This is a genomic window from Micromonospora sp. NPDC049175 (assembly GCF_043197345.1).
Classification (GTDB): domain Bacteria; phylum Actinomycetota; class Actinomycetes; order Mycobacteriales; family Micromonosporaceae; genus Micromonospora.
On the sequence record NZ_JBICSY010000014.1, the window covers coordinates 81,797 to 106,889 of the forward strand.

The 25,093-nt window shown below is 73.5% G+C and carries 20 protein-coding genes; 16 read left to right on the plus strand and 4 right to left on the minus strand.

Annotated features, from left to right (window positions below; translation table 11 throughout):
* Positions 1 to 7: 7 nt before the first annotated feature.
* Positions 8 to 493, minus strand: a complete 486-nt coding sequence (locus tag ACGFH8_RS33550) for a GNAT family N-acetyltransferase (RefSeq protein ID WP_393375325.1) — start codon at positions 491 to 493, stop codon at positions 8 to 10.
* A gap of 153 nt (positions 494 to 646) precedes the next feature.
* Between ACGFH8_RS33550 and ACGFH8_RS33555 the strand changes: the two genes are divergently transcribed.
* Positions 647 to 1,252, plus strand: coding sequence for a hypothetical protein (locus tag ACGFH8_RS33555; RefSeq protein WP_393375328.1), 606 nt, complete (start codon positions 647 to 649; stop codon positions 1,250 to 1,252).
* A gap of 18 nt (positions 1,253 to 1,270) precedes the next feature.
* On the opposite strand, the gene ACGFH8_RS33560 is transcribed toward ACGFH8_RS33555, so the two are convergent.
* Complete coding sequence (locus ACGFH8_RS33560; RefSeq protein WP_393375330.1) at positions 1,271 to 5,953, minus strand: DEAD/DEAH box helicase; 4,683 nt, start codon at positions 5,951 to 5,953, stop codon at positions 1,271 to 1,273.
* Between the two features lie 178 nt (positions 5,954 to 6,131).
* Here ACGFH8_RS33560 and ACGFH8_RS33565 point away from each other — a divergent pair, with 178 nt between their 5' ends.
* From ACGFH8_RS33565 to ACGFH8_RS33610, 10 genes are all read left to right on the plus strand, one after another.
* Complete coding sequence (locus tag ACGFH8_RS33565; protein WP_393375332.1) at positions 6,132 to 6,512, plus strand: hypothetical protein; 381 nt, start codon at positions 6,132 to 6,134, stop codon at positions 6,510 to 6,512.
* A 219-nt stretch (positions 6,513 to 6,731) separates the two neighbouring features.
* Positions 6,732 to 9,563, plus strand: coding sequence for a Na+/H+ antiporter subunit A (locus ACGFH8_RS33570; protein ID WP_393375335.1), 2,832 nt, complete (start codon positions 6,732 to 6,734; stop codon positions 9,561 to 9,563).
* Positions 9,560 to 10,039: a Na(+)/H(+) antiporter subunit C gene (locus tag ACGFH8_RS33575; protein ID WP_393375338.1), complete on the plus strand. Its 480-nt coding sequence runs from the start codon at positions 9,560 to 9,562 to the stop codon at positions 10,037 to 10,039. Before ACGFH8_RS33570 ends, ACGFH8_RS33575 begins: the two co-directional genes overlap by 4 nt.
* A complete protein-coding gene (locus ACGFH8_RS33580) occupies positions 10,039 to 11,544 on the plus strand; it encodes a Na+/H+ antiporter subunit D (RefSeq protein ID WP_393375341.1) in 1,506 nt (501 codons plus the stop codon). The genes ACGFH8_RS33575 and ACGFH8_RS33580 overlap by 1 nt, the downstream gene beginning before the upstream one ends.
* The gene (locus tag ACGFH8_RS33585; protein ID WP_393375344.1) at positions 11,541 to 12,134 is read left to right on the plus strand and encodes a Na+/H+ antiporter subunit E; all 594 of its coding nucleotides are present in this window, start codon (positions 11,541 to 11,543) and stop codon (positions 12,132 to 12,134) included. The genes ACGFH8_RS33580 and ACGFH8_RS33585 overlap by 4 nt, the downstream gene beginning before the upstream one ends.
* Positions 12,131 to 12,394, plus strand: coding sequence for a monovalent cation/H+ antiporter complex subunit F (locus ACGFH8_RS33590; protein WP_030489433.1), 264 nt, complete (start codon positions 12,131 to 12,133; stop codon positions 12,392 to 12,394). The genes ACGFH8_RS33585 and ACGFH8_RS33590 overlap by 4 nt, the downstream gene beginning before the upstream one ends.
* Positions 12,394 to 12,753 carry a monovalent cation/H(+) antiporter subunit G gene (mnhG, locus tag ACGFH8_RS33595; protein WP_393375436.1) on the plus strand — a complete coding sequence of 120 codons (360 nt, stop codon included), beginning with the start codon at positions 12,394 to 12,396 and terminating at the stop codon, positions 12,751 to 12,753. Before ACGFH8_RS33590 ends, mnhG begins: the two co-directional genes overlap by 1 nt.
* A 171-nt stretch (positions 12,754 to 12,924) precedes the next feature.
* A complete protein-coding gene (locus ACGFH8_RS33600) occupies positions 12,925 to 14,280 on the plus strand; it encodes a hemolysin family protein (protein ID WP_393375347.1) in 1,356 nt (451 codons plus the stop codon).
* Positions 14,277 to 15,341: a hemolysin family protein gene (locus ACGFH8_RS33605; RefSeq protein WP_393375350.1), complete on the plus strand. Its 1,065-nt coding sequence runs from the start codon at positions 14,277 to 14,279 to the stop codon at positions 15,339 to 15,341. Before ACGFH8_RS33600 ends, ACGFH8_RS33605 begins: the two co-directional genes overlap by 4 nt.
* A 120-nt stretch (positions 15,342 to 15,461) precedes the next feature.
* Positions 15,462 to 16,391 carry a sporulation protein gene (locus ACGFH8_RS33610; protein WP_393375352.1) on the plus strand — a complete coding sequence of 310 codons (930 nt, stop codon included), beginning with the start codon at positions 15,462 to 15,464 and terminating at the stop codon, positions 16,389 to 16,391.
* Positions 16,392 to 16,545: 154 nt separating this feature from the next.
* Here the strand turns inward: ACGFH8_RS33610 and leuE are convergent, their stop codons facing one another.
* Complete coding sequence (leuE, locus tag ACGFH8_RS33615) at positions 16,546 to 17,217, minus strand: leucine efflux protein LeuE (protein WP_393375354.1); 672 nt, start codon at positions 17,215 to 17,217, stop codon at positions 16,546 to 16,548.
* Complete coding sequence (locus tag ACGFH8_RS33620) at positions 17,217 to 18,458, minus strand: bifunctional pyridoxamine 5'-phosphate oxidase family protein/GNAT family N-acetyltransferase (protein WP_393375356.1); 1,242 nt, start codon at positions 18,456 to 18,458, stop codon at positions 17,217 to 17,219. Before ACGFH8_RS33620 ends, leuE begins: the two co-directional genes overlap by 1 nt.
* A 36-nt stretch (positions 18,459 to 18,494) precedes the next feature.
* On the opposite strand from ACGFH8_RS33620, the gene ACGFH8_RS33625 reads away from it, so the two are divergent.
* From ACGFH8_RS33625 to ACGFH8_RS33645, 5 genes are all read left to right on the plus strand, one after another.
* Positions 18,495 to 19,835, plus strand: a complete 1,341-nt coding sequence (locus tag ACGFH8_RS33625) for an aminotransferase class I/II-fold pyridoxal phosphate-dependent enzyme (RefSeq protein WP_393375358.1) — start codon at positions 18,495 to 18,497, stop codon at positions 19,833 to 19,835.
* Between the two features lie 410 nt (positions 19,836 to 20,245).
* Positions 20,246 to 20,950, plus strand: a complete 705-nt coding sequence (locus ACGFH8_RS33630) for a UdgX family uracil-DNA binding protein (protein ID WP_393375361.1) — start codon at positions 20,246 to 20,248, stop codon at positions 20,948 to 20,950.
* Between the two features lie 133 nt (positions 20,951 to 21,083).
* Complete coding sequence (locus ACGFH8_RS33635) at positions 21,084 to 22,688, plus strand: flavin monoamine oxidase family protein (RefSeq protein ID WP_393375363.1); 1,605 nt, start codon at positions 21,084 to 21,086, stop codon at positions 22,686 to 22,688.
* Between the two features lie 100 nt (positions 22,689 to 22,788).
* Positions 22,789 to 23,373, plus strand: coding sequence for a hypothetical protein (locus tag ACGFH8_RS33640; protein WP_393375365.1), 585 nt, complete (start codon positions 22,789 to 22,791; stop codon positions 23,371 to 23,373).
* A 217-nt stretch (positions 23,374 to 23,590) separates the two neighbouring features.
* The gene (locus ACGFH8_RS33645; protein WP_393375368.1) at positions 23,591 to 25,090 is read left to right on the plus strand and encodes an MFS transporter; all 1,500 of its coding nucleotides are present in this window, start codon (positions 23,591 to 23,593) and stop codon (positions 25,088 to 25,090) included.
* The last annotated feature ends 3 nt before the right edge of the window (positions 25,091 to 25,093 follow it).

A 25,093-nucleotide genomic window follows, 5' to 3' on the forward strand; every position in this document is an offset into this window, starting at 1 on the left:
CCGCAGGCTAACCCTCGACGTCGGTGCGCCGTTCCAGGACGAGTTCGTCGTGCAGCGGGATGCCGTCCTCGCCCACCAGCGGGATCTCCGGCTTGAGTCGACGGGCCCGGTCCACCGCACCCCGGTCCACGTGCACCAGCCGCATCCCGCGCCGCTGGTAGAACCGCAGCGCCCGGAGGTTGTCGTTGGAGGTGATCAGCCACACCCGGGCCAGTCCCGCCTCCGCCGCGATCGAGGTCACCGCCTCCAGCAGGGCCGTACCGACGCCACCGCCGGGCGAGGCCGCGACGAGGGTGACCACCTCCAGGCCGTCCTCGTCGGTGCGGTAGGTAAGCGCCCCGAGCACCGCCGCGCCGTCGACCGCCACCAGGGTTGGCAGGGTACGCACGTCGTGCCGGGTGTCGTGGGCGACCACGTACGGGCCACCCCACTCGCGCTGGTGCAACGCGTCGACGGCCGCCCGCTCGGCGGATCGCGCCGCCCGTACCCGCACTCTGTCCACTGTCGACCCCCGGTTCCTCGCCGTCCCCGCCCGGCCCTGGAGCGTACCGGCGACGCGCGGTCGACCCGCGGATGGCGGAAATGGGACAGCGCGGTGGCCGACCGGCCCCTCCCGTCGCCGAGCGGTGCGGGGCAGACTGCCCTGGTGACCCTTCGGAGCGTGCCCGCCGTCGCGGTGCTGCTGGCCGCCGTCGCCCTCACCGCCGGCTGCGGCGGTGACGACGCCGACCCGTCGCGCGCGGCTCCCACCGCCTCGTCCGCCTCGCCGGCGTCGCCCGACGTGGCCCCGACGGCCGCCGTGTCGCCGAGCGCGCCGACGCCCTCGGTAGCCCCGCCGAGCACCGGCGGTGCGCCACCCCCACCGGCCGCGCCCTCCGTCGTCCCGCCGGGGCCGCCGCAGCGCCGGCCGGCCAGTCCACCGCCTGTGGTGCTGCCCAAACGACCGGCCGGGGCGCCCGGGGCGAAACAGGTCGTCGACGCGTTCCGGGCCGCCGGCCTCAAGGTGCCGCGCCCGATGGACCGCTCGGTCGACTGCGGACCGGACGGCCTCGGCCTGGGTTGCTCCGAACTGATCGCCACCGACGCCGTCACCGTGTACGTCTTCCCGGACGAGACAAGCGCCGGCGACATCGCGGAGACCTGGGGCGGCCAGTCGTACCGCCGTGGCGCGGTGGTGCTCAACTACCTCGAGGCGAAGACCCCGGCGGCCGACCGCCCGCGCTACGAGAAGGTGCTCGACGGCCTTCGCTGAGCAGTGCGCCGGGGCGGGTCAGCCGCGCAGGCGCAGGCCGCGCGGGGTCGCCCGGAAGCCGGCGGCGGTGAGCGCGTCGCGCAGCGGCGAGGAGTGCACCGCCTCGCCGTCGGCCCGCTCCACCGACAACGCGCCCAACGCGCCGGAGTGGACGGCGTCGGCGAGCGCCTTGCCGGCCACCGCGAGCGTCTCGGTGTCGTCGGTGAAGGACAGCAGCGTCCGGCCGCCGCGTTCCACGTACAGCACCAGGTCACCGCCGACCTGCACGACCAGCGCTCCGGCCTTGCGGCCGGCCCGGTGCCCGGTTGCCGGGGTGGCCCCGTCGCCGGAGTCGACCACCCGGTCCGGCCAGGGCAGCGCGGCGCCGTACGGGTTGGCCGGGTCGGTGGCGGCGAGGACGGTGGCCGGCGCTCCCCGGGCCCGGGTGCCGTCCATCGGCTCGGCCAGCGCGCGCAGCCGGTCCACCGCACCGGGCACCGCGAACTGCGCCGCGCCCAGCCCCTCGACGAAGTAACCCCGGCGGGCGGCACCGCGCTCCTCAAGCGCCGACAGCACCGGGTAGACCGCCGAGAACCCGCCGACCACCTGTTCGGCCATCACCGCGCCGCGGGTGACCACCCCGTGCCGCTCCAACAGGACGTCGGCGAGGGCGGCGGCACGCCGGGTCGGGTCGACGTCGCGCTCCGGGAGGCGGGACCAGCGGCCGGCGACGGTCGGCGGGCCACCCCGGGTGGGCAGCGCCACCCGACCGGGACGCCGGTAGCGGGTGCGCGGCGCGGACGGCCGGGATCGGTGCGCACCGCCGGCGCCGAGGACCGCGCGCAGCGGGGCGAGGGTGTCGTTGGTGAGGTGCCCGGCCCAGACCAGGTCCCAGATCACCCCGGTCAGGGCGGCGTCGTCGGTCGCGCCGACGCGGTCGGCCAGCGGCCGGAAGAACAGCGCCTGCCCGTCGCCGAGCGCGTCGAGCACCGCGTCGTGCAGCGGGGTGCGGGTCAGCGCCTCGTCGGGCGGCGGGAGCAGCAGCGGGGCGGCGTCCGCGTACGCCAGGGTGACCCAGCCGTCGCCCCCGGAGATCGCCCCCGACCCGGCCCAGAGCACCTCCCCGCTGGCGCACAGCTCGTCGAGCTGGGCGGGGGAGTAGTCGGCGACCCGGCCGGGCAGCACCAACCGTTCCAGGGCGGACGCGGGCACCGCCGCACCCTGCAACTGCTCGACCGTCGCGGCGAGCGCCTCCACCCCGCGGGCGGACGAGCCGACCTGCTGCCAGCGGGGCAGGAACGCGGCCAGCGCCCGGGGCGGCACCGGCTCGATCTCCCGGCGCAGCGCCGCGAGCGAGCGGCGGCGCAGCATCCGCAGCACCTCGGCGTCGCACCACTGGGCGCCTGCCGAATCCGGGGTGAACTCCCCGGAGACCACCCGCCCGGTGGCGCCGAGCCGGCGCAGCGCCTGCTCGACGACGAACACGCCCAACCCGAAGCGGGCCGCGCAGCTGGCCGCGGCGAACGGCCCGTGGGTGCGGGCGTAGCGGGCCACCAGGTCGCCGAGGGGATCGGCCACCGGGGCGAGGTACGCCTCGGCCACCCCGACCGGCAACGCCACGCCGAGGGCGTCGCGCAGCCGGGCGGCGTCCTCGACACCCACCCAACGCTGCTCGCCGGCGATCCGCACCCGCAGCACCCGCCGGGTGGCCTCCAGCTCGGTCAGCCAGGTCTCCGGCACGTCCCGCTCGGTCAACTCGGCGTCGCTCAGGTCACCGAGCACCCGCAGCAGCTCGACCACGTCCTCCGCGTCGCGGGGTCGGCGCTGCTCGGTCAGCCACCGCAGCTGCCGGTCGGTCTCGGCGAGCACGGCGGGGTCGAGCAGCTCGCGCAGGTCGACCCGGCCGAGCAGCTCACCGAGCAGTGTGGAGTCCAGGGCGAGCGCGGCGGCGCGCCGCTCGGCGAGCGGGGCGTCGCCCTCGTAGAGGAACGCGCCGACGTAGCCGAAGAGCAGCGACCGGGCGAACGGCGACGGCGCGCTCGTCTCGACCTCGACCAGCCGTACCTTCCGGCTGGCCAGGTCGCGCATCAGCCCGGCCAGCGCCGGCTGGTCGAAGACGTCCTGGAGGCACTCCCGGGCGGCCTCCAGGGTGACCGGGAAGTCCGCGTACTCGCGGGCGACGTCGAGCAGTTGCGCGGCGCGCTGCCGCTGCTGCCACAGCGGTTGCCGGCGGCGTGGGTCGCGGCGGGGCAGCAGCAGCGAACGGGCGGCGCACTCGCGGAAGCGCGCGGCGAACAGCGCGGAGGTGCCGACCGACTCCTCGACCAGCTGGGTGATCTCGTCCGGCTCGAAGACCACCACGTCGGCGCCGGGCGGCTCGTCGGCGGTGTCCGGCAGGCGCACCACGATGCCGTCGTCGGAGGGCATCACCTGGGCGTCCACCCCGTACCGCTCGGCCAACCGGCGGCCCACCGCGAGGGCCCACGGCCCGTTGACCCGGGCACCGAGGACGCTGTGCACGGCGAGTCGCCAGTCGCCCAGCTCGTCGCGGAACCGCTCGACCACGACCGTGCGGTCGTCGGGCAGCGAGCGGGTGGCCTCGCGCTGCTCGCGCAGGTATGCCATCAGGTTGCCGGCGGCCCAGTCGTCCAGCCCACCGTCCCGCAACGTGGCCAGGGCCGCCTCGTCGCTCTGCCGCAGCAGGGTGCGCACCCGGGCGCCGATGGCCCGGCCCAGCTCCACCGGGCGGCCGAGCTGGTCGCCCTTCCAGAACGGCATCCGGGCGGCCTGCCCGGGGGCGGGCGAGACCAGCACCCGGTCGGGGGTGATCTCCTCGATGCGCCAGGAGGACGAGCCGAGCAGGAAGACGTCACCGACCCGGGACTCGTAGACCATCTCCTCGTCCAACTCGCCGACCCGGGCGGCCCGTTCGGCGCCGGCCAGGAAGACCCCGAACAGCCCCCGGTCCGGGATGGTGCCGCCGCTCGTCACCGCCAGTCGCTGCGCGCCGGGACGGCCGGTGAGCAGGTCGGTGGCCCGGTCCCAGACCAGTCGGGGGCGCAGCTCGGCGAACGCGGTGGACGGGTAGCGGCCGGAGAGCATGTCCAACACGGCGTGCAGCGCGGAGTCGGGCAGCTCGGCGAAGGGCGCGGCCCGCCGCACCAGCACGGCCAGGTCGTCGAGCGGCCACGGCTCCAGTGCCACCATCGCGACGATCTGTTGGGCCAGCACGTCCAGCGGGTTGCGCGAGTAGTGCAGCTCCTCGATCGCGCCGTCGGTCATCCGCTCGGCGACCACCGCGCAGGAGAGCAGGTCGCCGCGGTGCTTGGGAAAGACCACCCCCCGGGAGACGGCGCCCACCTGGTGCCCGGCCCGGCCCACCCGTTGCAGCCCGGCGGCTACGCTCGGTGGGGCCTCGATCTGCACCACGAGGTCGACCGCGCCCATGTCGATGCCCAGCTCCAGGCTGGAGGTGGCCACCACCGCGGGGAGCTGGCCGGACTTGAGCGCCTCCTCGATGTGCTTGCGCTCCTCCCGGGAGACGCTGCCGTGGTGGGCGCGGGCGATCACCGGCGCCGCGCCGCCGGCCGCGCCGGACTGGGCCATCACCTCGGCCGGCGGCCGGTTGCGCAGCGGACCGGCGGGCACACCCCACCGCTGCGCGCCGGACACCGGGTCGTCGTCGGCCGCCGGGTCGTCGCCGGCCGACAACCCCTCGGGTACGACGATCGCGTCCTCGCCCGACGCGGAGGCCAACGCTTCGGCGGCCACCGCCTCGGCAGCCAGCTCGTTGAGCCGGGCGCAGAGGCGCTCGGCGCTGCGGCGGGAGTTGGTGAAGACGATTGTGGAGCGGTGCTGCCCGATGAGGGTGAAGACCCGTTCTTCCACGGCCGGCCAGATCGAGGCGCGCCGTGGCCCGGGGCCGCCCAGATCGTCCTCCGGTGGCTGCTCCCGCTCGTCCAGGCGGGTCATGTCCTCCACCGGGACCTGCACGCTCACCTCGATCGTCTTCGAGGTGGCCGGCTGCACGACGTCGACCGGGCGGGCGCCGCCCAGGAACTGCGCGCAGGCGTCGATCGGCCGGACGGTGGCGGAGAGGCCGATGCGCTGCGCCGGAGCGGGCAGCAGCTCGTCGAGGCGTTCGAGGGAGAGGGCCAGGTGGGCGCCGCGTTTACTGCCGGCCACCGCGTGCACCTCGTCGACGATCACCGTCTGGACGCCGCGCAGCGAATCGCGGGCGGCGGACGTGAGCAGCAGGAACAGCGACTCGGGCGTGGTGATGAGGATGTCCGGTGGGGTGCGGGCGAAGGCGCGTCGCTCGTCGGCCGGGGTGTCGCCGGTGCGCATGCCGACGGTGATGTCGGGCGGTGCGACGCCCAACCGGGTGGCCGCCTGCCGGATGCCGGCCAGCGGCGCGCGCAGGTTGCGTTCCACGTCGACGGCGAGGGCCTTGAGCGGGCTGACGTAGAGCACCCGGCACCGCTGCCGCGCCTCGGCCGGCGCGGGCTCGCGGGCCAGCCGGTCCAGTGACCAGAGGAAGGCCGCGAGTGTCTTGCCGGAACCGGTGGGTGCGACCACGAGGGCGCTGCGGCCGGCGGCGACCGACCGCCAGGCGCCGGTCTGCGCGGCGGTGGGAGCGGCGAAGGCGGCCTCGAACCAGGCGCGGGTGGCCGGGCCGAAGCCGGCCAGCACCGCGCCGGCGTCTGCGTCTGCCCCGGTCACCGGTCCATCCTGCCCCGCCGGTACGACAACGACGACCGAGCGGCGGTGGAATGCGCCGGACAAAAGCAAAAAGCATGGAACGTGCGCTTAATACGTTAAGTCTCACTTAACTGCTTGCTTCTAAGGAGCAACATAAAGTAACTTCACTGCCAACGCGAACCGGGGGTGAGGGGATTTGATGGCCGGCGAGCAGCACACCGTCGAACCCGGCACCGACGTGCTGATTCGCAAGGTCGACAGCCACCTCGCCGCGCTCCGTGGCGGCCTGCACGGCGCCGAGTTCGAGCTCGCCGAACGCCTCGCCCGCTGCCTTCGGGAGCTGGTCCTGTGCACCGCCCAGGCCAGCGCCGCCGATCGCGGTCAGGTCCGCGCCGCCGTCCACTACTTCGTGCTACGCCGGGAGAGCCGCGGTCGGTTGCTCTCGGTGCGGTCGCTGGCCGCCGCGGAGCGGGTGGTCGACCGGGTGGCACGCCAGCTCGGCCGAGCCGACCTGCTGACCGAGCTGCGCCAGGACCGCCCCACCCCCGAAGCCCCCCACCCCCAGACCCTCCTCCACTAGCCCACCCCCACCCCACCCGGGTCGATCATGCAGTTGTGGTGGGTGACGAAGCCCCCGCCGTGGCACCAAACCGGCACCACAACTCCCTGATCGGCGGGTGGGGGACCCGCGATCTGCGGGGGATTCCGGCAAAACCGCCCGAAGGGCGATGAACTGGCGTCTGATCGCTGCTAGGGGCCGCCGCTGCACGGGCGTCGGCCACCTGGATCGGGAGCGCAGGTGCTGGTACTGCTCGTCCTCCACCTCGTGGCGGCCCTCGTCGCACCCCTGCTCGTCCGGTGGTGGGGATCGGGCGCGTGCTACCCGCTGGCGCTGGCACCGGCTGCCGCCTTCGGCTGGGCGCTGGCCCGCACCCCGGCCGTCGCGGACGGCGGGGCGGTGGTCGAGACGTACCGGTGGATTCCGCAGTTGGGCCTCGACGTCGCGTTCCGGCTCACCACGCTCTCCTGGCTGATGACGCTGCTGATCGGGGGCGTCGGCGCGCTGGTGCTCGTCTACAGCGCCCGCTACTTCAGCACCGGATCGAGCGGGCTGGCGCAGTACGCCGGGGTCCTGGTCGCCTTCGCCGGCGCGATGCTCGTCCTGGTCTTCGCCGACGACCTGCTGCTGCTCTACGTCGGCTGGGAACTCACCACGATCTTCTCGTACCTGCTGATCGGGCACAGCACCGAGCGGCGGTCCAGCCGGTGGGCGGCGGCGCAGGCGTTGACGGTCACCACGCTGGGCGGGCTCGCCATGCTCGTCGGGTTCATCATGCTCGGCGTGCACGCGGGCACCCACCGGTGGTCGGAGATCGCCGCCGAGGCACCGCCCGGCGGCGGATACCTGGTGGTCGCCGTGCTGCTGATCCTGGCCGGCGCGCTGTCCAAGTCGGCGGTGCTGCCGTTCAGCTCCTGGCTGCCGGTCGCGATGGCGGCGCCCACGCCGGTCAGCGCGTACCTGCACGCCGCCGCCATGGTCAAGGCCGGCGTCTACCTGGTCGGGCTGCTCGCGCCGGTGCTCGCCACCGTCGGGCCGTGGCAACCGGTGGTGCAGATCGCCGGCGTGGCCAGCATGCTGCTCGGCGGCTGGGCCGCGCTGCGACAGACCGACCTGAAGCTGTTGCTGGCGTACGGGACGGTCAGCCAGTTGGGTCTGCTGGTCGCGGTGACCGGCTCGGGCACCCCGGACGCCGCCCTGGCCGGCACCGCGATGCTGCTGGCGCACGCCCTGTTCAAGGCGGCGTTGTTCCTGGTCGTCGGCATCATCGACCACGGCGCCGGCACCCGTGACCTACGTGAGCTGTCCGGCCTGCGGCACTGGTCCCGGCCGCTGTTCGTGGTCGCGGTGCTGGCTGCCGCGTCGATGGCAGGTGTGCCGCCACTCGTCGGCTTCGTCGCGAAGGAGGCCGTCTTCGGAGCGTTCACCGATCGGCCGCTGCTCCTCACCGGCCTGGTCGCCGGGACGGTGCTCACCGTCGCGTACAGCGCCCGTTTCCTCTGGGGCGCGTTCGCCGACCGCCCGGGTGTGGCACCGGCCCGGCCCGGCCCGATCGCCGCGTCGCTGCTGGTCCCGCCGGCGGTGCTCGCCGGGGTGGGTCTGCTCGCCGGCCCGGCCGCGAGCGTGATGGACGAGCTGCTGCGTCCGTACGCCGATCTGCTCGGTGGGGTCGACGCGCACCTGGCGCTCTGGTCCGGGCCGACCCCGGCGCTCGGCCTGTCCGTGCTGGCGCTCGTCGGCGGCGGCGCGCTCTTCGCCGTGCGGGGGCCGCTGGCCCCGCTGCTGGCCCGGCTTCGGTCGCCGGTGGCCGGCAACCAGGGGTACGAGTGGATCGTGGGCCGGTTCGACCGGCTGGCCATCGAGGTCACCGGCGCGACCCAGCGCGGCTCGCTGCCGCAGTATCTGGGGATCATCCTGGTTACGCTGGTGCTGGTGCCCGGCGCGGCGATGCTCTCCGCCGGCCCGTGGCGGGCCCGGATCCCGCTCTGGGACAGCCTGCTCCAACCGGTGGTCGTGGTGGTGATCGCGGTGGCCGCGGTGTTGGCGGTGGGCGCCCGCCGTCGCCTGACCGCGATGCTGCTGGTGGGGATGACCGGCTACGGCACCGCCATGCTCTTCGTCCTGCACGGCGCACCCGACCTGGCGCTCACCCAGTTCCTGGTGGAGACCGCGACGATCGCGGTCTTCGTGCTGGTGCTGCGTCGCCTGCCGGAGCGGTTCTCGGCCCGCCCGTTGCGGCGTACCCGCTGGGTCCGTCGGGCGATCGGGGTGGCGGTGGGTGTGGTGGCCGCCGGGCTGGCCCTCACCGCCGCCGGGGCCCGCCGAGCCCCGGACATCTCCGCCGCGTTCCCCGATCTGGCGGTGGCGCAGGGGTACGGCCGCAACGTGGTGAACGTGACACTCGTCGACATCCGGGCCTGGGACACCATGGGCGAGCTGGCGGTGCTGGTGGTGGCCGCGACCGGGGTGGCCAGCCTGATCTTCGAGCGGTCCCGGACCGGGCCGCGACCGCGTCGGCCGGATTCGGATCAGCGGGCCGACGAGCCCGGCCGGCCGGTGTGGCTGCGCGGCGGTCCCACCCTCTACGAGGGACGTCGCTCGATCGTGTTGGAGGTGGTCATCCGGCTGATCTTCCACACCGTGGTGCTGTTCTCGTTGTTCCTGCTCTTCTCCGGGCACAACGCGCCGGGGGGTGGTTTCGCCGGCGGTTTGGTGGCGGGTCTCGCCCTGGTGGTCCGCTACCTGGCCGGCGGCCGGTACGAGTTGACCGAGGCGGCCCCGATCGGCGCCGGCGCGATCCTCGGCGCGGGGCTGGCCCTGTCGGTGGGCAGCGGCGTGGTGGCGCTGCTGGTCGGCGGATCGGTGCTGGAGAGCGCCAAGGTCGACAGGTCGCTGCCGTTTCTCGGTGACGCCCACCTGGTCACGTCGATCTTCTTCGACATCGGTGTGTACCTGGTCGTGATCGGGCTGGTGTTGGACATCCTGCGCAGCCTCGGTGCCGAGGTGGACCGGCACATCGAGGCCACCGGAACGGCCACCGGTGGCCTGGCCGTCGACAAGGGGGAGCAGTGACCGAGAGCGATGCGGGGCCGACGCTGGTGCTGGTGCTGGCTGTCGCGGTGCTCGTCGGTTGCGGGGTGATCCTGCTGCTGGAGCGCACCCTGACCCGGATCCTGCTCGGGGTGATCCTGCTCGGCAACGGGGTGAACCTGTTGATCCTGTTGGGTGGGCGACCGGGTGGTGCGCCGATCGTCGGCACCGGTGCGGTGGATCGGATGAGTGATCCGCTGCCGCAGGCGATGGTGTTGACCGCCATCGTGATCACCTTCGGGTTCAGCGCGTTCCTGCTCGCGGTGGCGTACCGCAGTTGGTATCTGACCGGCGACGACGAGGTGCCCGACGACCTGGAGGACCGGCAGATCCTCCGCCGGGCGGTGCGCAACGAGGTGGGCGCCGTCGACCACGGCGGGGAGGGCCCGAACGGCGACCCGGAGCAGGTCGATCCCGAGCCCGCCCGCCGCCGGCTCCGCCGTGGGAAGGAGTCGTGATGAGCGCGCTGGTGCCGTTGCCGGTGGTGGTGCCACTGCTCGGCGCGGCGCTGACGTTGCTGCTGGCCGGGAAACCCCGGCTCCAACGCTCGATAAGCGTGTCCTGCCTGGGCGGCACGCTCGCCGTGGCGCTGGTGCTGCTCGTGCAGGCGTACCGGCACGGGCCGGTGGTGGTGGCGGTCGGTGGGTGGCCGGCGCCGGTCGGCATCGTGCTGGTCGCCGACCAGCTCGCGGCGCTGATGGTGGTGGTCTCGTCGGCGGTGACCCTCTGCGTGCTGCTGTACTCCGTCGGCCAGGGTCGCAGCGAGTCCAGCGAGTCCAGCCCGGTGGAGATCTTCCACCCGACGTACCTGGTGCTCACCGCGGGCGTCACGAACGCGTTCCTGGCCGGTGATCTGTTCAACCTCTTCGTCGGCTTCGAGATCCTGTTGGCCGCCAGCTTCGTGCTGATCACCCTGGGTGGCACGGAGACCCGGATCCGGACCGGGTCGACGTACGTGGTGGTCAGCATCCTCTCCTCGATGATCTTCCTGACCGGTGTGGGTCTGGTGTACGCGGCCACCGGCACGCTCAACCTGGCCCAACTCGCCCAGCGCCTCGACGACCTGCCCGACGGCGTCCGGCTGGCCCTGGAGCTGATGTTGCTCCTGGCCTTTGCGATCAAGGCGGCGGTCTTCCCGCTGTCGGCCTGGCTGCCGGACAGCTATCCCACCGCACCGGCCCCGGTCACCGCCGTCTTCGCGGGTCTGCTCACCAAGGTGGGCGTCTACGCGATCATCCGCACCGAGACGTTGCTGTTCCCCGGTGGGCATGCCGACGTGCTGCTCATGGTCGTCGCCGGACTGACCATGGTGATCGGCATCCTCGGCGCGGTGGCCCAGTCCGATCTGAAGCGGCTCTTCTCGTTCACCCTGGTCAGCCACATCGGCTACATGATCTTCGGGGTGGCGCTGAGCACCGCCGCCGGGCTCTCCGGCGCGATCTTCTACGTGGTGCACCACATCACCATCCAGACCACGTTGTTCCTCGTCGCCGGGCTGGTCGAGGAGCGCGCCGGCAGCACCGACCTACGCCGCATCGGCGGGTTGGCCCGGGTGGCGCCGCTGCTCGGGGTGCTGTTCTTCGTCCCGGCCATGAACCTCGCCGGGGTGCCGCCGTTCTCCGGGTTCCTCGGCAAGCTCGGCCTGCTCCAGGCCGGGGTGGAGGCCGGCGGTCCGCTGCCCTGGGTGCTCGTCGCGGCGGGCACGCTGACCAGCCTGCTCACCCTCTACGTGGCGTCCCGGGTGTGGAACATCGCCTTCTGGCGGGCGCCCCGACTGGCCACCAGCGAGCCGGCCGTCCGGCTGCCGAAGCTGATGGTCGGGGCCACCGTGGCCCTGGTCGCCCTCGGGCTGGCGTTGACCGTACTGGCCGGTCCGCTCTTCGACGTCACCGCGGACGCGGCCGCCGACCTGCGGCTGCGCACCCCGTACGTGCATGCCGTGCTGCCGGGCGGCGCGCCGTGACCGGCCCCGAGTCGGCGCCCGCAGTGGTGGGGCGAGGCCGGCTCGGGCGCTGGCGCGACCAGGTGGTGGCGCTCGGATGGCTGGTGGTGGTCTGGAACCTGCTCTGGGGGGACATCACCTGGGCGAACGTGCTCGGCGGCCTGCTGGTGGGCGGCGCGGTGCTGGTCTTCTATCCGTTGCCGGCGGTCACCTTCGTCGGCCGGCTGCGGCCCGGGGCGCTGCTGGTGTTCGGCGGCCGGTTCGTCGTCGAGTTGGTCAGCGCGAGCCTGCACGTGGCCCGCATCGCCGTGCAGCCCGGCTACCGGCCGCGTGGGGCGATCATCGCGGTCCGGCTGCGGGTGTCCACCGACCTGAACCTGGCGCTCACCGCCGAGGCGGTCTCGTTGGTGCCGGGCACGCTGATCCTCGAGGTGGACCGGGACTCCGGGACGCTCTACCTGCACGTGCTCGACACCCACGGAGCGGCGGACCTCGACGTGGCCCGCGAACGCACCCGCGCCGTCGAACGGCGAATCATCCGCGCGGTGGGCTCCGACGCCGAACTGCGCCTCGTCGAGACCCACCGATCCGAGAGGGGAACCAGCCGGTGACCACGTTCCTGGCCGTCGTCCTTACCGCCCTGCTGTCGGTGACCGCGCTGCTCGCGCTGGCCCGCCTCTACCGTGGCCCGTCGCTCGTCGACCGGGTGATCGCCGCGGACATGCTGCTCGCCACGATGGTCGGCGCGGTGGGCGCCGAGGCGGCGGTCAACAGGCATGCCACCACGCTGCCCGTACTCGTGGTGCTCTCCCTGCTCGGCTTCGTGGGCTCGGTGTCACTTGTCCGCTTCGCCGTGCGGGAGCAGCAGTGATCGCGACGATCGCGGACTGGCTGGGGGCCTGTTGCCTGGTGGCCGGCGCGCTGCTCGGCCTGGCCGCCGCGATCGGCGTCCTGCGGTTCCCGGACGCGCTGTCCCGGATGCACGCGGCCACGAAGCCGCAGGTGCTCGGGGTGCTGCTGTTGCTGGTGGGCATCGCGTTGCGCCTGCGGTCGCCGTCCGACCTGGGCATGGTCGCGCTGGTGGCGGTCTTCCAGTTGGCGACCGCGCCGGTCGCGGCCCAGATGATCGGGCGGGCCGCGTACCGGTCGGGGCGGCTGGACCGGAGCCTGCTCGACGCCGACGAACTCGCTGAACGGGGCTCGGGCGGCGGTCCGACCGGACCGGCGTGAGGGCTGGCGAACCGGACATCTCGCTCCTTCGGCCCACCCCCAGCGGAGTCCCAGGCCGCGCCGATAAAATAGCGGCATGATCGACTCCTCTGCCCAGGAGGGCAGCAGTAGCCAGCCGGGTCGTGCCCGGCATATCCCCGTCCCGACGACCTCGGGAGCCCTGAGCTACAGGTGCTGATCGTCGTCGGCCTTCTTCTGATCATCGTGCTCACCGCCGCCACCGGTTACTTCGTGGCGCAGGAGTTCGGCTATGTCGCCGTGGACCGGGGCAAGCTGCGCCAGCTCGCCGACGACGGCGATCAGGCCGCCGCCCGGGCACTGACCGTCACCAGCCGGCTCTCCTTCATGCTCTCCGGCGCACAACTCGGCATCACCGTCACCGCCCTGCTGGTCGGCTACGTCGCCGAGCCGTACCTCGGCGGTGGCCTCGCCGACCTGCTCGGCGTGGCCGGCGTCAGCGAGGCGGTAAGCCTGCCGCTGTCGGTGGCGTTGGCCCTGGTCATCGCCACCGTCGTGCAGATGGTGCTCGGTGAGCTGGCCCCGAAGAACCTGGCCATCGCCCGGGCCGTGCAACTGGCCCGGGCGCTGAGCCGATCCACCCTGATCTACCTGGCCGTCGCCGGGCCGCTGATCCGGCTCTTCGACCGGGCCTCGGTACGGCTGCTGCGCCGCATCGGCATCGAGCCGATCGAGGAGCTGCCCAGCGGCGCCACCCCGGCGGACCTGGAACAGATCATCGCCGAGTCCCGCGAGGAGGGCAGCCTCGACGCCGAGATGTCCACGCTGCTCGACCGAGGTCTGGACTTCCGCGAGCTGACCGCCGGGGAGGCCATGGTGCCCCGGGTCGACGTGCACACCGTACGGGCGCACGAGCCGGTCAGCCGGGTGGTCGAGCTGCTGGACACCGGCCACTCCCGCTTCCCGGTGCGCGGTGCGGAGGGCGTCGACGACCTGCTCGGCGTCGTCGGCATCGCCGACGTGCTCGGCGTACCCCCGGGGGAGCGGGCCACCACCCCGGTGAGCGCGGTGGCCGTGCCGCCGCTGCTCGTACCGGAGACGTTGCCCCTGCCCACGGTGCTCGACCGGCTGCGGTCCGGGCATCGGCAGATGGCCTGCGTGGTCGACGAGTACGGCGGCTTCGCCGGGGTGATCACGTTGGAGGACATCGCCGAGGAACTGGTCGGCCCGATCCGGGACGAGGACGACCCACCCGACCGGGCACCGGCCCGGCAGGACGACGGGTCCTGGGTGGTGCCGGCGCGCTGGCGGATCGACGAGGTCGCCGACAGCACAGGCATCGCCCTGCCGGAGGCCCCGGAGTACGACACCCTGTCCGGACTGGTGATGCGGGAGCTGGGTCGGGTGCCGGAGGTCGGTGACCGGCTGGAGATCAGCCTGCTGCCCGAGGGCGCGGACGGCGAGGACAACGACGCCGAGCCCCGGGCGCTTGTCGAGGTGCTGGCCGTGGACCGGCACGTGGCCGACTCGGTGCGGTTGCAGCTGACCAAGCCGGGGGTGGTCGCGTGAGCCCCGGGATCGCGCTGTTCAGTTCGGTGATCCTGTTGGCGCTCAACGGGTTCTTCGTGGCCGCCGAGTTCGCCCTGGTGGCCAGCAAGCGGTACCGCCTGGAGCAGGCGGCGGCGAACGGCGGACGGGCCGCGCGTGCCGCGCTGGACGGCGTCCGCGAGCTGTCGCTGATGTTGGCCGGCGCGCAGCTCGGCATCACGCTGTGCACCCTGGGTCTCGGCGCGCTGGCCGAGCCGGCGATCGAGCACCTGCTCAGCCCGCTGCTGCACGCGGTGGGCCTGCCGGACGCGGCCAGTCACCTCGTCGCCCTGGTCTTCGCCCTCGGGGTGGTCACCTTCCTGCACCTGGTGGTGGGGGAGATGGCACCGAAGTCGTGGGCGATCACCGACGCGGAGCGTTCGGCGACGCTGCTCGCGCTGCCGTTCCGCGCCTTCGCCCGGGTGTCCCGGCCGGTGCTGTCGGCGCTCAACGCCCTGGCCAACGCGATCCTGCGGCTGGTCGGGGTGAACCAGCAGGATCAGCTCGCCCAGGTGCACGGCCCGGACGAGCTGCGCATCCTGCTGGAGCAGTCCCGCGAGCACGGGCTGCTCGGCGCGGAGCAGCACCAGTTGCTGACCAGCATGCTGGAGTTGCAGGGCACGTCCGTGGCGCAGGTGATGGAACCGTTCGCCACCATGGTCACCGTCCGTCGGGACGACCCGGCCGAGCGGATCGAACAGGTGAGCCGGGACAGCGGTCGGTCCCGACTGGCGGTGCTCGACGAGGCGGGCGACGTCTGCGGCCTGGTGCACGTCCGGGAGGCGGTGCGGGTGGTCACCGCCGGCCGGGTCGCCACCGCGGGGTCGCTGATGACACCCGCGTTCACCCTGCCCGCGACGTCCTCGGTCACCGAGGCGGTGGCGGCGATGCGGGCCCGGCAGTCGCAGCTCGCGTTGGTGCGCAACGGCGGCGGCCCGGCCCGGCCGATCGGTTTCGTGGCGCTGGAGGACCTCCTGGAGGAGGTCATCGGCGAGTTCGACGACGAGACCGACATGGTGCCGCGCGGGCGGCGGTTGCGCTGAGCCGCCAACCCGGCCGCGCGTACGAGGTGCGGCCGGGTCGGCGGGGCGTGAGGTCGTCTCGACGGGGTAGGCGCTGCCCGTGCGGGGCCGGCGGGGCCTCGTCCCGGAAGGGGGCGTGCGGTGCGGCTGACTGGGGTGTCCCGGGAGTCCGGTCGGACCGGGCTCTCCGTGCGGACCACGCTGCCCAACCCGAGCACCCGGCCGGGCCTGCGCCTGCCGGGGCGGGTGACCCTCGCCGCCGGGCCGGAGGACGTGCTGGTGCGACACGTCCGGCTCGGCCTGGTCACCACCGTCGAACCGGACGACCCGGCCGCCCCCCGGCGTCTCATGCAGTTTCACCACCTGCCGATCGCCGGCCGGTTCGTCGTGCCGGCCGGCCGGCGGCGGGCTGTCGACTTCGCGTTGCCGCTGCCGTGGGAGACCCCGGTGACCACCTTCGGCGGGGTGCCGCTGCTGAGCCTGCGGATGGGCCTGCGTACGGAGGTGTCGCTCGATCCCGACCTGGACCAGGGGGCCATGGTGCCCGTCTTCGTGCACCCGCTCCCCACCCAGCAGCACGTGCTGGCGGCGCTTGACACGTTGGGTTTCCTGATCCGCCAGTCCGGGTTGCAGGAGGGTGGGCTGCCCGGGGTGGAGCACACCCTGCCGCTGCACCAGCGCTGGGGCTACTGGGTGGGGCCGCTCTACGCCGGCCCGATCACCGAGCTGGAGGTGATCTTCGTGACCAACTCGGCGGGTCTGGAGGCGATCCTCTGGATGGATCGCCGGCTGGCGCTGGCCGGGATCACCCACCAGAGCATCAGCCGGTTCCGGATCTGGCACGAGGACAGCGAACGGCGGGACTGGGTCGCCACCGTCGACGGCTGGATCCGCCAGGCGATCAACCGGCACGCCGCCGCGGCCGCGCACGCCGACTGGTCCGCGCGGATCGCGGGTTCGGCCCACGTCACCCGCCACCCGGACGAGCCGGTCCAGTCCGGCTACGGCCTCGGCGGCACCGCCGGCGGCGCAGGCGTCGGCGGAGGCGGCTCCGGCGGAGACGGCACCTAACCCCCACCCTGCGGCCCCCACCCCGCACCCCCACCCCACCCCCTGCGTTGATCATGGAGTTGTAGTCCCGACACGCCGGCGCGAGTGGCTATAACCTCATGATCAACGCCGGGGGCGGGGCGGGGTGGGGGCAGGGTGGGGGTGGGGCAGGGGGTTAGGTGGCGGTGGCGGTGGCTAGTTTGAGGCTGAAGGCTAGAAAGAGGGCTGCCACGGCGGTGGTGCCGCCGGCGGCCAGGCGGCGGCGTTGGCGGAACTGGGCGGCCAGGAAGGTGCCCGCGAAGATCAACGCGGTGAGGTAGAGCGCGCTCGTCACCTGGGCGATCAGCCCGAGCAGCAGGAACGACAGCGCCGGCCACGCGTAGCCGGGGTCGACGAACTGGATGAAGAACGAGATGAAGAACAGGATCGCCTTCGGGTTCAGCAGGCTGATCACCAGCGCCTTGCGGAACGGGCTGCGCATCGCCGCCGGCTCCGCGGCGTCGATGAGCCGCGGCGTGCTCGGGTCGTTGCGGTCGCGCCAGCGCCGCACGGCGCCGACAAGCATTGTCACCCCGACATAACCGAGGTACGCGGCGCCGGCGTACTTGACCACCAGGAACAGCGGGGGGTACGCCTTGAGCAGCGACGCCACCCCGGCGGCGGAGAGGAACATCAGCACCCCGTCGCCGACGAACACCCCACCGGCGGCCCGGTAGCCAACCGCGACGCCCCGTTTGGCCGCGGTGGAGAGCACGAAGAGCGAGTTCGGCCCGGGCAGCAGGATGATGGCCACGGTGCCCAGCACGTACGTCCAGATGTCGGTGATCCCCAGCACGCCCGCCATCATCACGCCACCGGTGCCGTTCGCAGAAGTCTTTCCCGCAGCCGGGCCTGTGCCCTCGGCCACTCGTCGACGGTCATCGCGTACTGCACGGTGTCCCGCCAGGAGCCGTCCGGGCGTTGCCGGTGCATCCGGAGCACCCCTTCCCGGGTCGCGCCGAGCCGTTCGATGCCGGCCTGGGAGCGAAGGTTGCGGATGTCGGTGTGCCAGACGACGCGTACCGCGTCCAGGTCGTCGAAGGCCCGGCTGAGCAGCAGCAACTTCGCCTCGGTGTTGATCCCGGTACGCCACCAGGGCCGGCCGAGGAAGGTGTGCCCGATCCCCACCGATCGCCGCTGCGGGTCGATCTCGTAGTAGGACGTGGTGCCGACCACCGCCCCGGTCCTCGCGCATCGCTGCACCCAGGCCACCCGCTCGCCACGGTGCTGGGCGGCCAGGGCGGTGCGGATCACCTCGGCCGTCGCGGCGGGCGTGGTGGGCAGTGCGGCGCTGAGGTGCCGCCACACCTCCGCGTCCGCCGTGGCGGTGTGCAACTCGTCGGCGTGCGCCACCTCCAACGGCTCCAGCCGGACGTGCTCGCCGTGCAGTGCCACCGGATCGTGCCAGGGCGTGCGGGCCGTGCGGAGAAACGCCGGCAGCGGCGCGGTGACCCCGGCGTCCGGCTCGGGTTGCCCGGCGGTCAGCCGCAACGGCAGCACGCCGGCCCAGTGCGGCAGGTCCAGGTCGGCCTCGTCCTCGCGGACCCCGCCGCTGCGGGTCCGGACGGACACCTCGTGCAGGGGCAGCGCCAGCACGGCGGTCTCGGCCAGCTCGCGCCGGCTGGGTGGGCGGGTGTCCGTGCTGCGCCCCGAGCCGACCTTCTCGACGAGCGCGGTGAGCATGGCGCTCTTCTCCCGCTCGTCGGTGACCAGTCGGGCGGTGCCGAGCGCGACGACCGAGCGGTAGTTGGCGCTGTGGTGGAACTGCGAGCGCGCGTAGACCAGGCCGTCCAGCAGGGTCACCGTGACGCAGACCTCCAGCCCGTCGTCGCGGGCGGCGAGCAGGGGCCGGCTGCCGGTGGAGCCGTGCAGGTAGAGCGTGTCGCCGATGCGGACGTGCAGGGTGGGGAGCACCCGTGGCTGGCCGTCGACGGTGAAGCCGAGCGCACAGTGGTACGCCTCGTCGAGCACCGCGTGGGCGGCGGCCCGGTCGTAGCTCATCTTGTCGCGGGAGCGGTGGGGTGTGGTCCGGGCGGTGGGTGGATACATGCGCGCGCCCCTTTGTTCTAGTACAATCTAATATTTGTGTCAGCACACTATCAGCTCAGTGGTACGACGGCCGCCGAGATTTCGGCCAGCATCGAGTCGGGCATCCGCACGGACGCCCTGCCGCCGGGGGCCGCCCTGCCGTCCGTGCGGGCCCTCGCCGCCGAGCTGGGGGTCAGCCCCGCCACCGTCGCCCGCGCCTACCAGGACCTGCGTCAGCGCGGCCTGCTCGCCACCGCCGGGCGACACGGCACCCGGGTACGCCCGCGCCCGCCGGTGGCCGCCCGCCGCTCCGCGCTGCGTCCTCCACCGTTGCCCGGCGCCCGCGACCTGTCCCGCGGCGAACCCGACCCCCGGCTGCTCCCGCCGCTGGGCCCGCACCTGGCGGCCCTCGCCGCCGACAACCGCCCGTCGGTCGGCTACTCCGACGCCGGGGTGTTGCCGGAGCTCGCCGAGGCGGCCCGCGCCCGGCTGAGCGCCGACGGCGTACCGGCCGGGGAACTCACCCTCACCGGCGGCGCGCTGGACGGCATCGAACGGCTGCTCGGCGCCCACCTGCGCCCCGGTGACGCGGTGGCGGTGGAGGACCCGGGCTGGGCCAACCTGCTCGACCTGGTCGCGGCACTGGGGTTGCGCCCGATCGGCGTACCGCTCGACGACGAGGGGCCACGTGTGGCCGGGGTGGCCGCCGCGCTGGCCGCCGGAGCACGGGCGCTCGTGGTCACCAGCCGGGCGCAGAACCCGACCGGCGCCGCCGTCTCGGCCGCCCGCGCGAAAGCCCTCCGCGCGCTGCTCGCCGGTCGGCGGGACCTGCTGCTGATCGAGGACGACCACGCCGCCGAACTGGCCCGCGTACCCCTGCACCCGCTGGCGGGGGCGACCCCGAGTTGGGCCTTCGTCCGTTCGGTGAGCAAGCCCTTCGGCCCGGACCTGCGGCTCGCGGTGCTTGTCGGCGACGAGACCACGGTGGCCCGGGTGACCGGCCGGACCCGGGTCGGTGCCGGCTGGGTCTCCACCGTGTTGCAGCGGTTGGTCCTCGCCCTCTGGCAGGACCCGGTGGTCGCCGACCAGGTGGGGCGGGCGGCACAGAGTTACGAGCGGCGGCGCGAAGGGCTGCTGGCCGCGTTGGCCGCGCACGGCCTGACCGCGCACGGCCGCAGCGGCATCAACGTCTGGCTGCCCGTGTCCGACGAGACGAGCGTGGTCACCGCCCTGCGCGATGCCGGCTGGGCGGTGGCCCCCGGCGCGCTCTACCGGATCGCCGCGCCACCCGCTGTCCGGATCTGCGTCAGCCCCCTGACCACCGAGGATCTGGCCCCGCTGGCGGCAGCCCTGGCCCAGGCCGAGAATCCCGCCCCGCCCCGAGGTTTCCCGACGTAGCCCACCCGGCCCCCCGCCCCGGCCTCCGCGATCTTGCACTTTCTGTCGTCGATATGTCGATTAATGCCGCGTTTGCCCGGGCAGAAAGTGCAAGATCGCGGGGATTCGGGGCGGACGAGGCGGGTATGCGGGGCGCCGGAGGTGGGGTCATGGCTTCAGGTGGGGCACGTAAGGGCGTCTGGATCGCGGTGGCAGTGGCGATCATCATCATCATTATCGTGCTGATCGCGATCGCGTCCGGTGGGGACGGCGGCGGTAACGGGTACTGACGCCTGCGGGGTGGCATCGCGTCGCCGACCACCTGGCATGGCCGGGAGCGCGTCGCGCCCTCGTCGAAGGCGCGCGGCGTCGCGGCACCGCGCCGTGGACGTACCGGGCGCGGGGTGCCTGACGGGTATATAACAGTCGGCATGGCCGAGCAGACCGGGAGCGCTCCGGGCGCCCAGCGGTTCATCCCGCCCGACGCTGACACCATCGATGACCTGCGCACCGCGGCCGGTGGCTGCCGGGGTTGCGAGCTGTACCGCGACGCCTCGCAGACGGTCTTCGGTCGGGGCGACGAGAGCGCCCGGGTGGTGCTCGTCGGTGAGCAGCCCGGTGACATGGAAGACCAGAAAGGGCTGCCGTTCGTCGGCCCCGCCGGACGGCTGCTGCGACGTGCCGTCGACGACGCCGGGCTGGAGCCGGGTCACCTCTACCTGACCAACGCCGTGAAGCACTTCCGGTTCTCTCTACGCGGCAAGCGGCGGATCCACCAGACGCCGGACCAGGTGCACATCACCGCCTGCCGGCCCTGGCTTGTCGGCGAGTTCGCCCGGCTGCGTCCGGAGGTCGTGGTGGTGCTCGGCGCCACCGCCGCCAAGGCGCTGCTCGGCCCGTCCTTCCGGGTCACCCGGCAGCGGGGTGAGTTGCTGCCCTGGCCCGAGTCGGCACAGCACCCGGAGGACTTCCAGCGGGTGCCGGTGGACAACTCCGGAAAGCGTGCCGACGTGCCGACGGCGCGACTGCTGGCCACCATCCACCCGTCCGCGGTGCTGCGGGCCGACGATCAGGACAAGGCGTACGAGGGACTGGTCGCCGACCTCACCGTCGTCGCCCGCGCCCTGCCCGAGTAGCTGACCGACGGCCTGTCGAAAAGTGCCACAGCGGTCGGGTATCGAGGCGATACCCGCCAGAAACGACAATGCGCGACGCGCGTAACAGGTCCTCTGCAGACTCATGCGAGTCGATCTTGTAGGGGAGGCCGTTATGAGCGATCAGACACAGTCGATGGTCAGCCGGCGTGGGTTCCTGCGGGCGGTCGGGGTCAGCGGCGGTGCCGGCGCGATGCTCGCCACGATGGGCGCCATGGGGCTCGCTCCCAGCGCGGCCGGATCCGTGCTCCCCTCATTCCGGGCGCCGGAGCGATCTGACTTCACCCTCACCGGGCGGTCGGGCGCCAGCGTCGTCGTCCTCGGCGGCGGCATCGCGGGGCTCACCACCGCGTACGAGTTGGGCAAGGCAGGCTATGACTGCACGATCCTGGAGGCCCGGCACCGCGTCGGTGGGCGGAACCTGACCATCCGCGGTGGCGACGTCGAGACCGACCTCGACGGACGCACCCAGCGGGCCGGCTTCTCCGACGGGGTCTACTTCAACGCCGGGCCGGGTCGGATCGCGCAGTGGATGGTCACCATGGACTACTGCCGGGAACTCGGCGTACCCATCGAGGTCTTCACCAACCAGAACGCCGACGCCTGGATCTACAACGAGTCCGCCGGGATGACCGAGCCGATCCGCTACCGCACCGCCAAGGCGGACGTGTACGGCTACGTCTCGGAACTGCTCGCGAAGGCCACCGACCAGGGTGCGCTGGACAGCCGGCTGACCACCGACGACCGCGACCGGCTGCTGTCGTTCCTGCAGAGCTTCGGCGCGATCGGCGGGCGGGCCAGCGAGTGGGCGTACACGGGGACCAACCGGCGCGGGTTCTCCGGGTATCCGGGCGCGGGCAACGACGTGGGCGCCCTGCTCGGCTCGCCGCCGCCGCTCTCCGACGTCTTCGCCAGCAACGTGGGCAGGTACTTCTCGTTCGAGCTCGGCTACGACCAGGCCATGCTCATGTTCCAGCCGGTCGGCGGGATGGACCAGATCCCGCGGGCCCTGGCCAAGGCCGTGGGCACGAGACGGGTACGCCTCAACGCCGAGGTGACCGGGGTGACCGACCGGGGCAGCCGGGTCGAGGTGACCTACCGGCAGGGTGGCCGGCAGTCGCAGATCACCGCCGACTACTGCGTGGCGGCGCTGCCGCCGCACCTGATGGCCCGGGTGCCACACAATCTCGGCGCCGAGGTGACCGCCGCTCTGGCCGACTTCCCGGTCACCGCCGCCGGGAAGATCGGCCTGGAATACCGCAGCCGCTGGTGGGAGACCGACCAGCGGATCTACGGCGGCATCACCGAGACCGACCTGGACCTGTCGCACATCTGGTACCCGTCGCACGGCTTCCACGGCAGGCGCGGCCTGGTCGTCGGCTACTACAACACCGGGGCGAACGCCAGGGCGTACAGCGGGCTCGCGCCGGAGCAGCGCAGCGAGCGCGCCGTCAGCCAGGGTGTGAAGATCCACGGTGACAAGTACCGCACCGAGTTGGCCACCTCGTACTCGCACGCCTGGGACCGGACCCGCTACATCGAGGGCGCCTGGACCTCGCCCCGGTACGGCACGCCCGGATACAACCTGCTGCTCCAGCCGGCGGGGCGGGTCTACTTCGCCGGGGACTGGCTGAGCCACGAGGTGGCCTGGCAGCACGGCGCGTTCGTGGCGGCCCGGTCGGCGGTCTCCGCGCTGCACCAGCGGGTGATGGCCGGCTAGCCCGCACCGTCCAGATCGTGGACAATTTCCGTTCGCGCGAACGGATACTGTCCACGATTGACAGTGCGTCGCGGATCGCCCGAGTGGGTAACGGGTGTCGATGGACGTTGACAACGAGGAACGTCGTGCGGGTGCGCCGCCGGTGGCCGCCGGCCGTCGCGAGAGATGGAATCGGTTCCTCAATCTGGCGCCCGGTTTGCAGCTCATGGCCCTCTATTGGGTGCCGATGGCGGTGGTCGTCGGGCTGCCGCTGCGCTGGCTCCTCGACCGACAGGAGTCACTTGACGAGGCCGTGCTCGGCGCCGCCCTGAACACCGTCTGGATCGGCCCCTCGATCTATTTGACGCGGGGGATCGTGGGCGCGGCCCGGCAGGATCCCGAGGGGCACGCGCTGCGCCAGGCACTGCGTACCGGCAGCGTGCCCGAGGACGACGCGGTACGGGCCGAACTGCCCACCTACCTCGCGGGGCAGCGGCGGGCCACCTGGGCGGCGCTGCTGCCCATCCTGGGCATCTCCCTCGGGCTGATCCTGCTCGCCCTGCTCACCGCCGACAACGAGGGCTTCGCGGTGACCTTCGGCGTGGTCGCCGCCGTCAGTGTGGCCGTCGCCGCGCTCACGCTGACCCGGATCCGCCGGCTCGCAGCCCTGCTGGCCGTGCCCAACCCACCACCACCGCGCGAGTAGGACGACCCCCGGTGCCCGCCCCCGCGCACGAACCCATGGCCGCGCAACTTCGGGGAAAGTGCTGCCTCCCGGCGCGCTGAGACAGCAGTTTCACCGAAGTTGCGACGATCTTGCGGCGGGCGGCGGGCGGCGGGCGGCTGGCGGCTGTCGGCAAAACCCACTGCCGCTGGTCGGGGCGGGTGCGCGAGGATGGGTTACCCCTTCCCGAGGAGCGCCGATGGCCACCGACCTGACCGCGCCGCGTACCGCCGCCCGACCCGACGTCGCGTCGATCCAGCGTCGTACCCTGCGGTTGCTCTTCTCCACCCAGATCGTCGGCGGCATCGGCGTGACCATCGGCATCGCCGTGGGCGCGCTGCTCGCCGCGCGGATCGCCGGCACCGCGATGGCCGGTGTGGCGCAGAGCGCCGGGGTGGTGGGCGCGGCGCTGCTCGCCGTCCCGGTCACCCGGATCATGGCGCGGCACGGTCGTCGGCCCGGCCTGGTGCTGGCGTACGCGATCGGCGCCGTCGGCGGCGTGCTCGTGGTGCTGGCCGCGGCCACCCGCTGGGTGCCGCTGCTCTTCCTCGGGATGCTGCTCTTCGGTGGCGGCACCGCCGCGAACCTTCAGGCCCGCTACGCGGCGGTGGATCTCGCCGAGCCGGTCCGCCGCGGGCGGCAGCTCTCGCTGATCGTCTGGGCCACCACCATCGGCGCGGTGGCCGCGCCGAACTTCGCCGCGCTGGCCGACCGAGTCACCACCGGGTGGGGGCTGCCCCCGTTGGCCGGGCCGTTCGCGTTCAGTTCGGTCGCGTTCGTGCTGGCCGCCGCCGTACTCCTCGGGTTGCTCCGGCCCGACCCGCTGCTCACCGCGCGGCGGCTCGCGGCGGACGCCGCGCCGGTCGCCGGCCCACCGCCGGCGGCCGACGCGCGGGCAACCGCCGTGGCGGCCGAGACGCCGGGGACCGCCGTGGCGGCCGAGACGCCGGGGACCGCCGTGGCGGCCGAGGCGCCGGGGACCTTCGTGGCCGCCGAGGCGCGGGGGACCGCCGTGGCGGCCGGGACGCCGGCGGCCGGTGGCGGTGGGACGCCGGTCGCCGCGCCGGTCCGGGTGCGCGCGGCGCGCGGCGCCGGGGTGTGGGCGGCCTGGTCGGTGGTACGCCGGCGGCCGGCCGCCCGGCTCGGCATCGCCGCCGTGGCGATCGGTCACCTGGTGATGGTGGCGGTGATGGCGATGACGCCGGTCCGGCTCGGCGAGTCGCACGCCGACGCCGACGTGCTGCGGCTGGTCGGCATCGTGTTGAGCCTGCACATCGCCGGCATGTACGCGTTCTCCCCGGTGGTCGGCTGGCTCACCGACCGGCTCGGCCGGCGGGCGGTGATCCTCGGTGGGGTCGGGTTGTTGCTGGCCGCCTGCGCGGTCGCCGGCACCGCCGGGCACCACACACCCCGGCTGTCGGTGGGTCTGGTCCTGCTCGGCCTGGGCTGGTCGGGGACGATGGTGGCCGGCTCGACGCTGCTGTCCGAGTCGGTGCCGGCCGGTGTGCGGCCGAGTGTCCAGGGGTTCTCCGACCTGATCATGGGGTTGGCCGGGGCCGGGGCCGCCGTGGTCAGCGGGTTTGTCATGCAGTCCGCCGGATATCCCGTGCTCACCCTGCTCGCGGCGGTCGCGGTGGTGCCCCTGGTGGCGCTAGCGTTGCGGCCGGTGCCGACCGGGGCACCGGACGAGGAGGGCTGATCA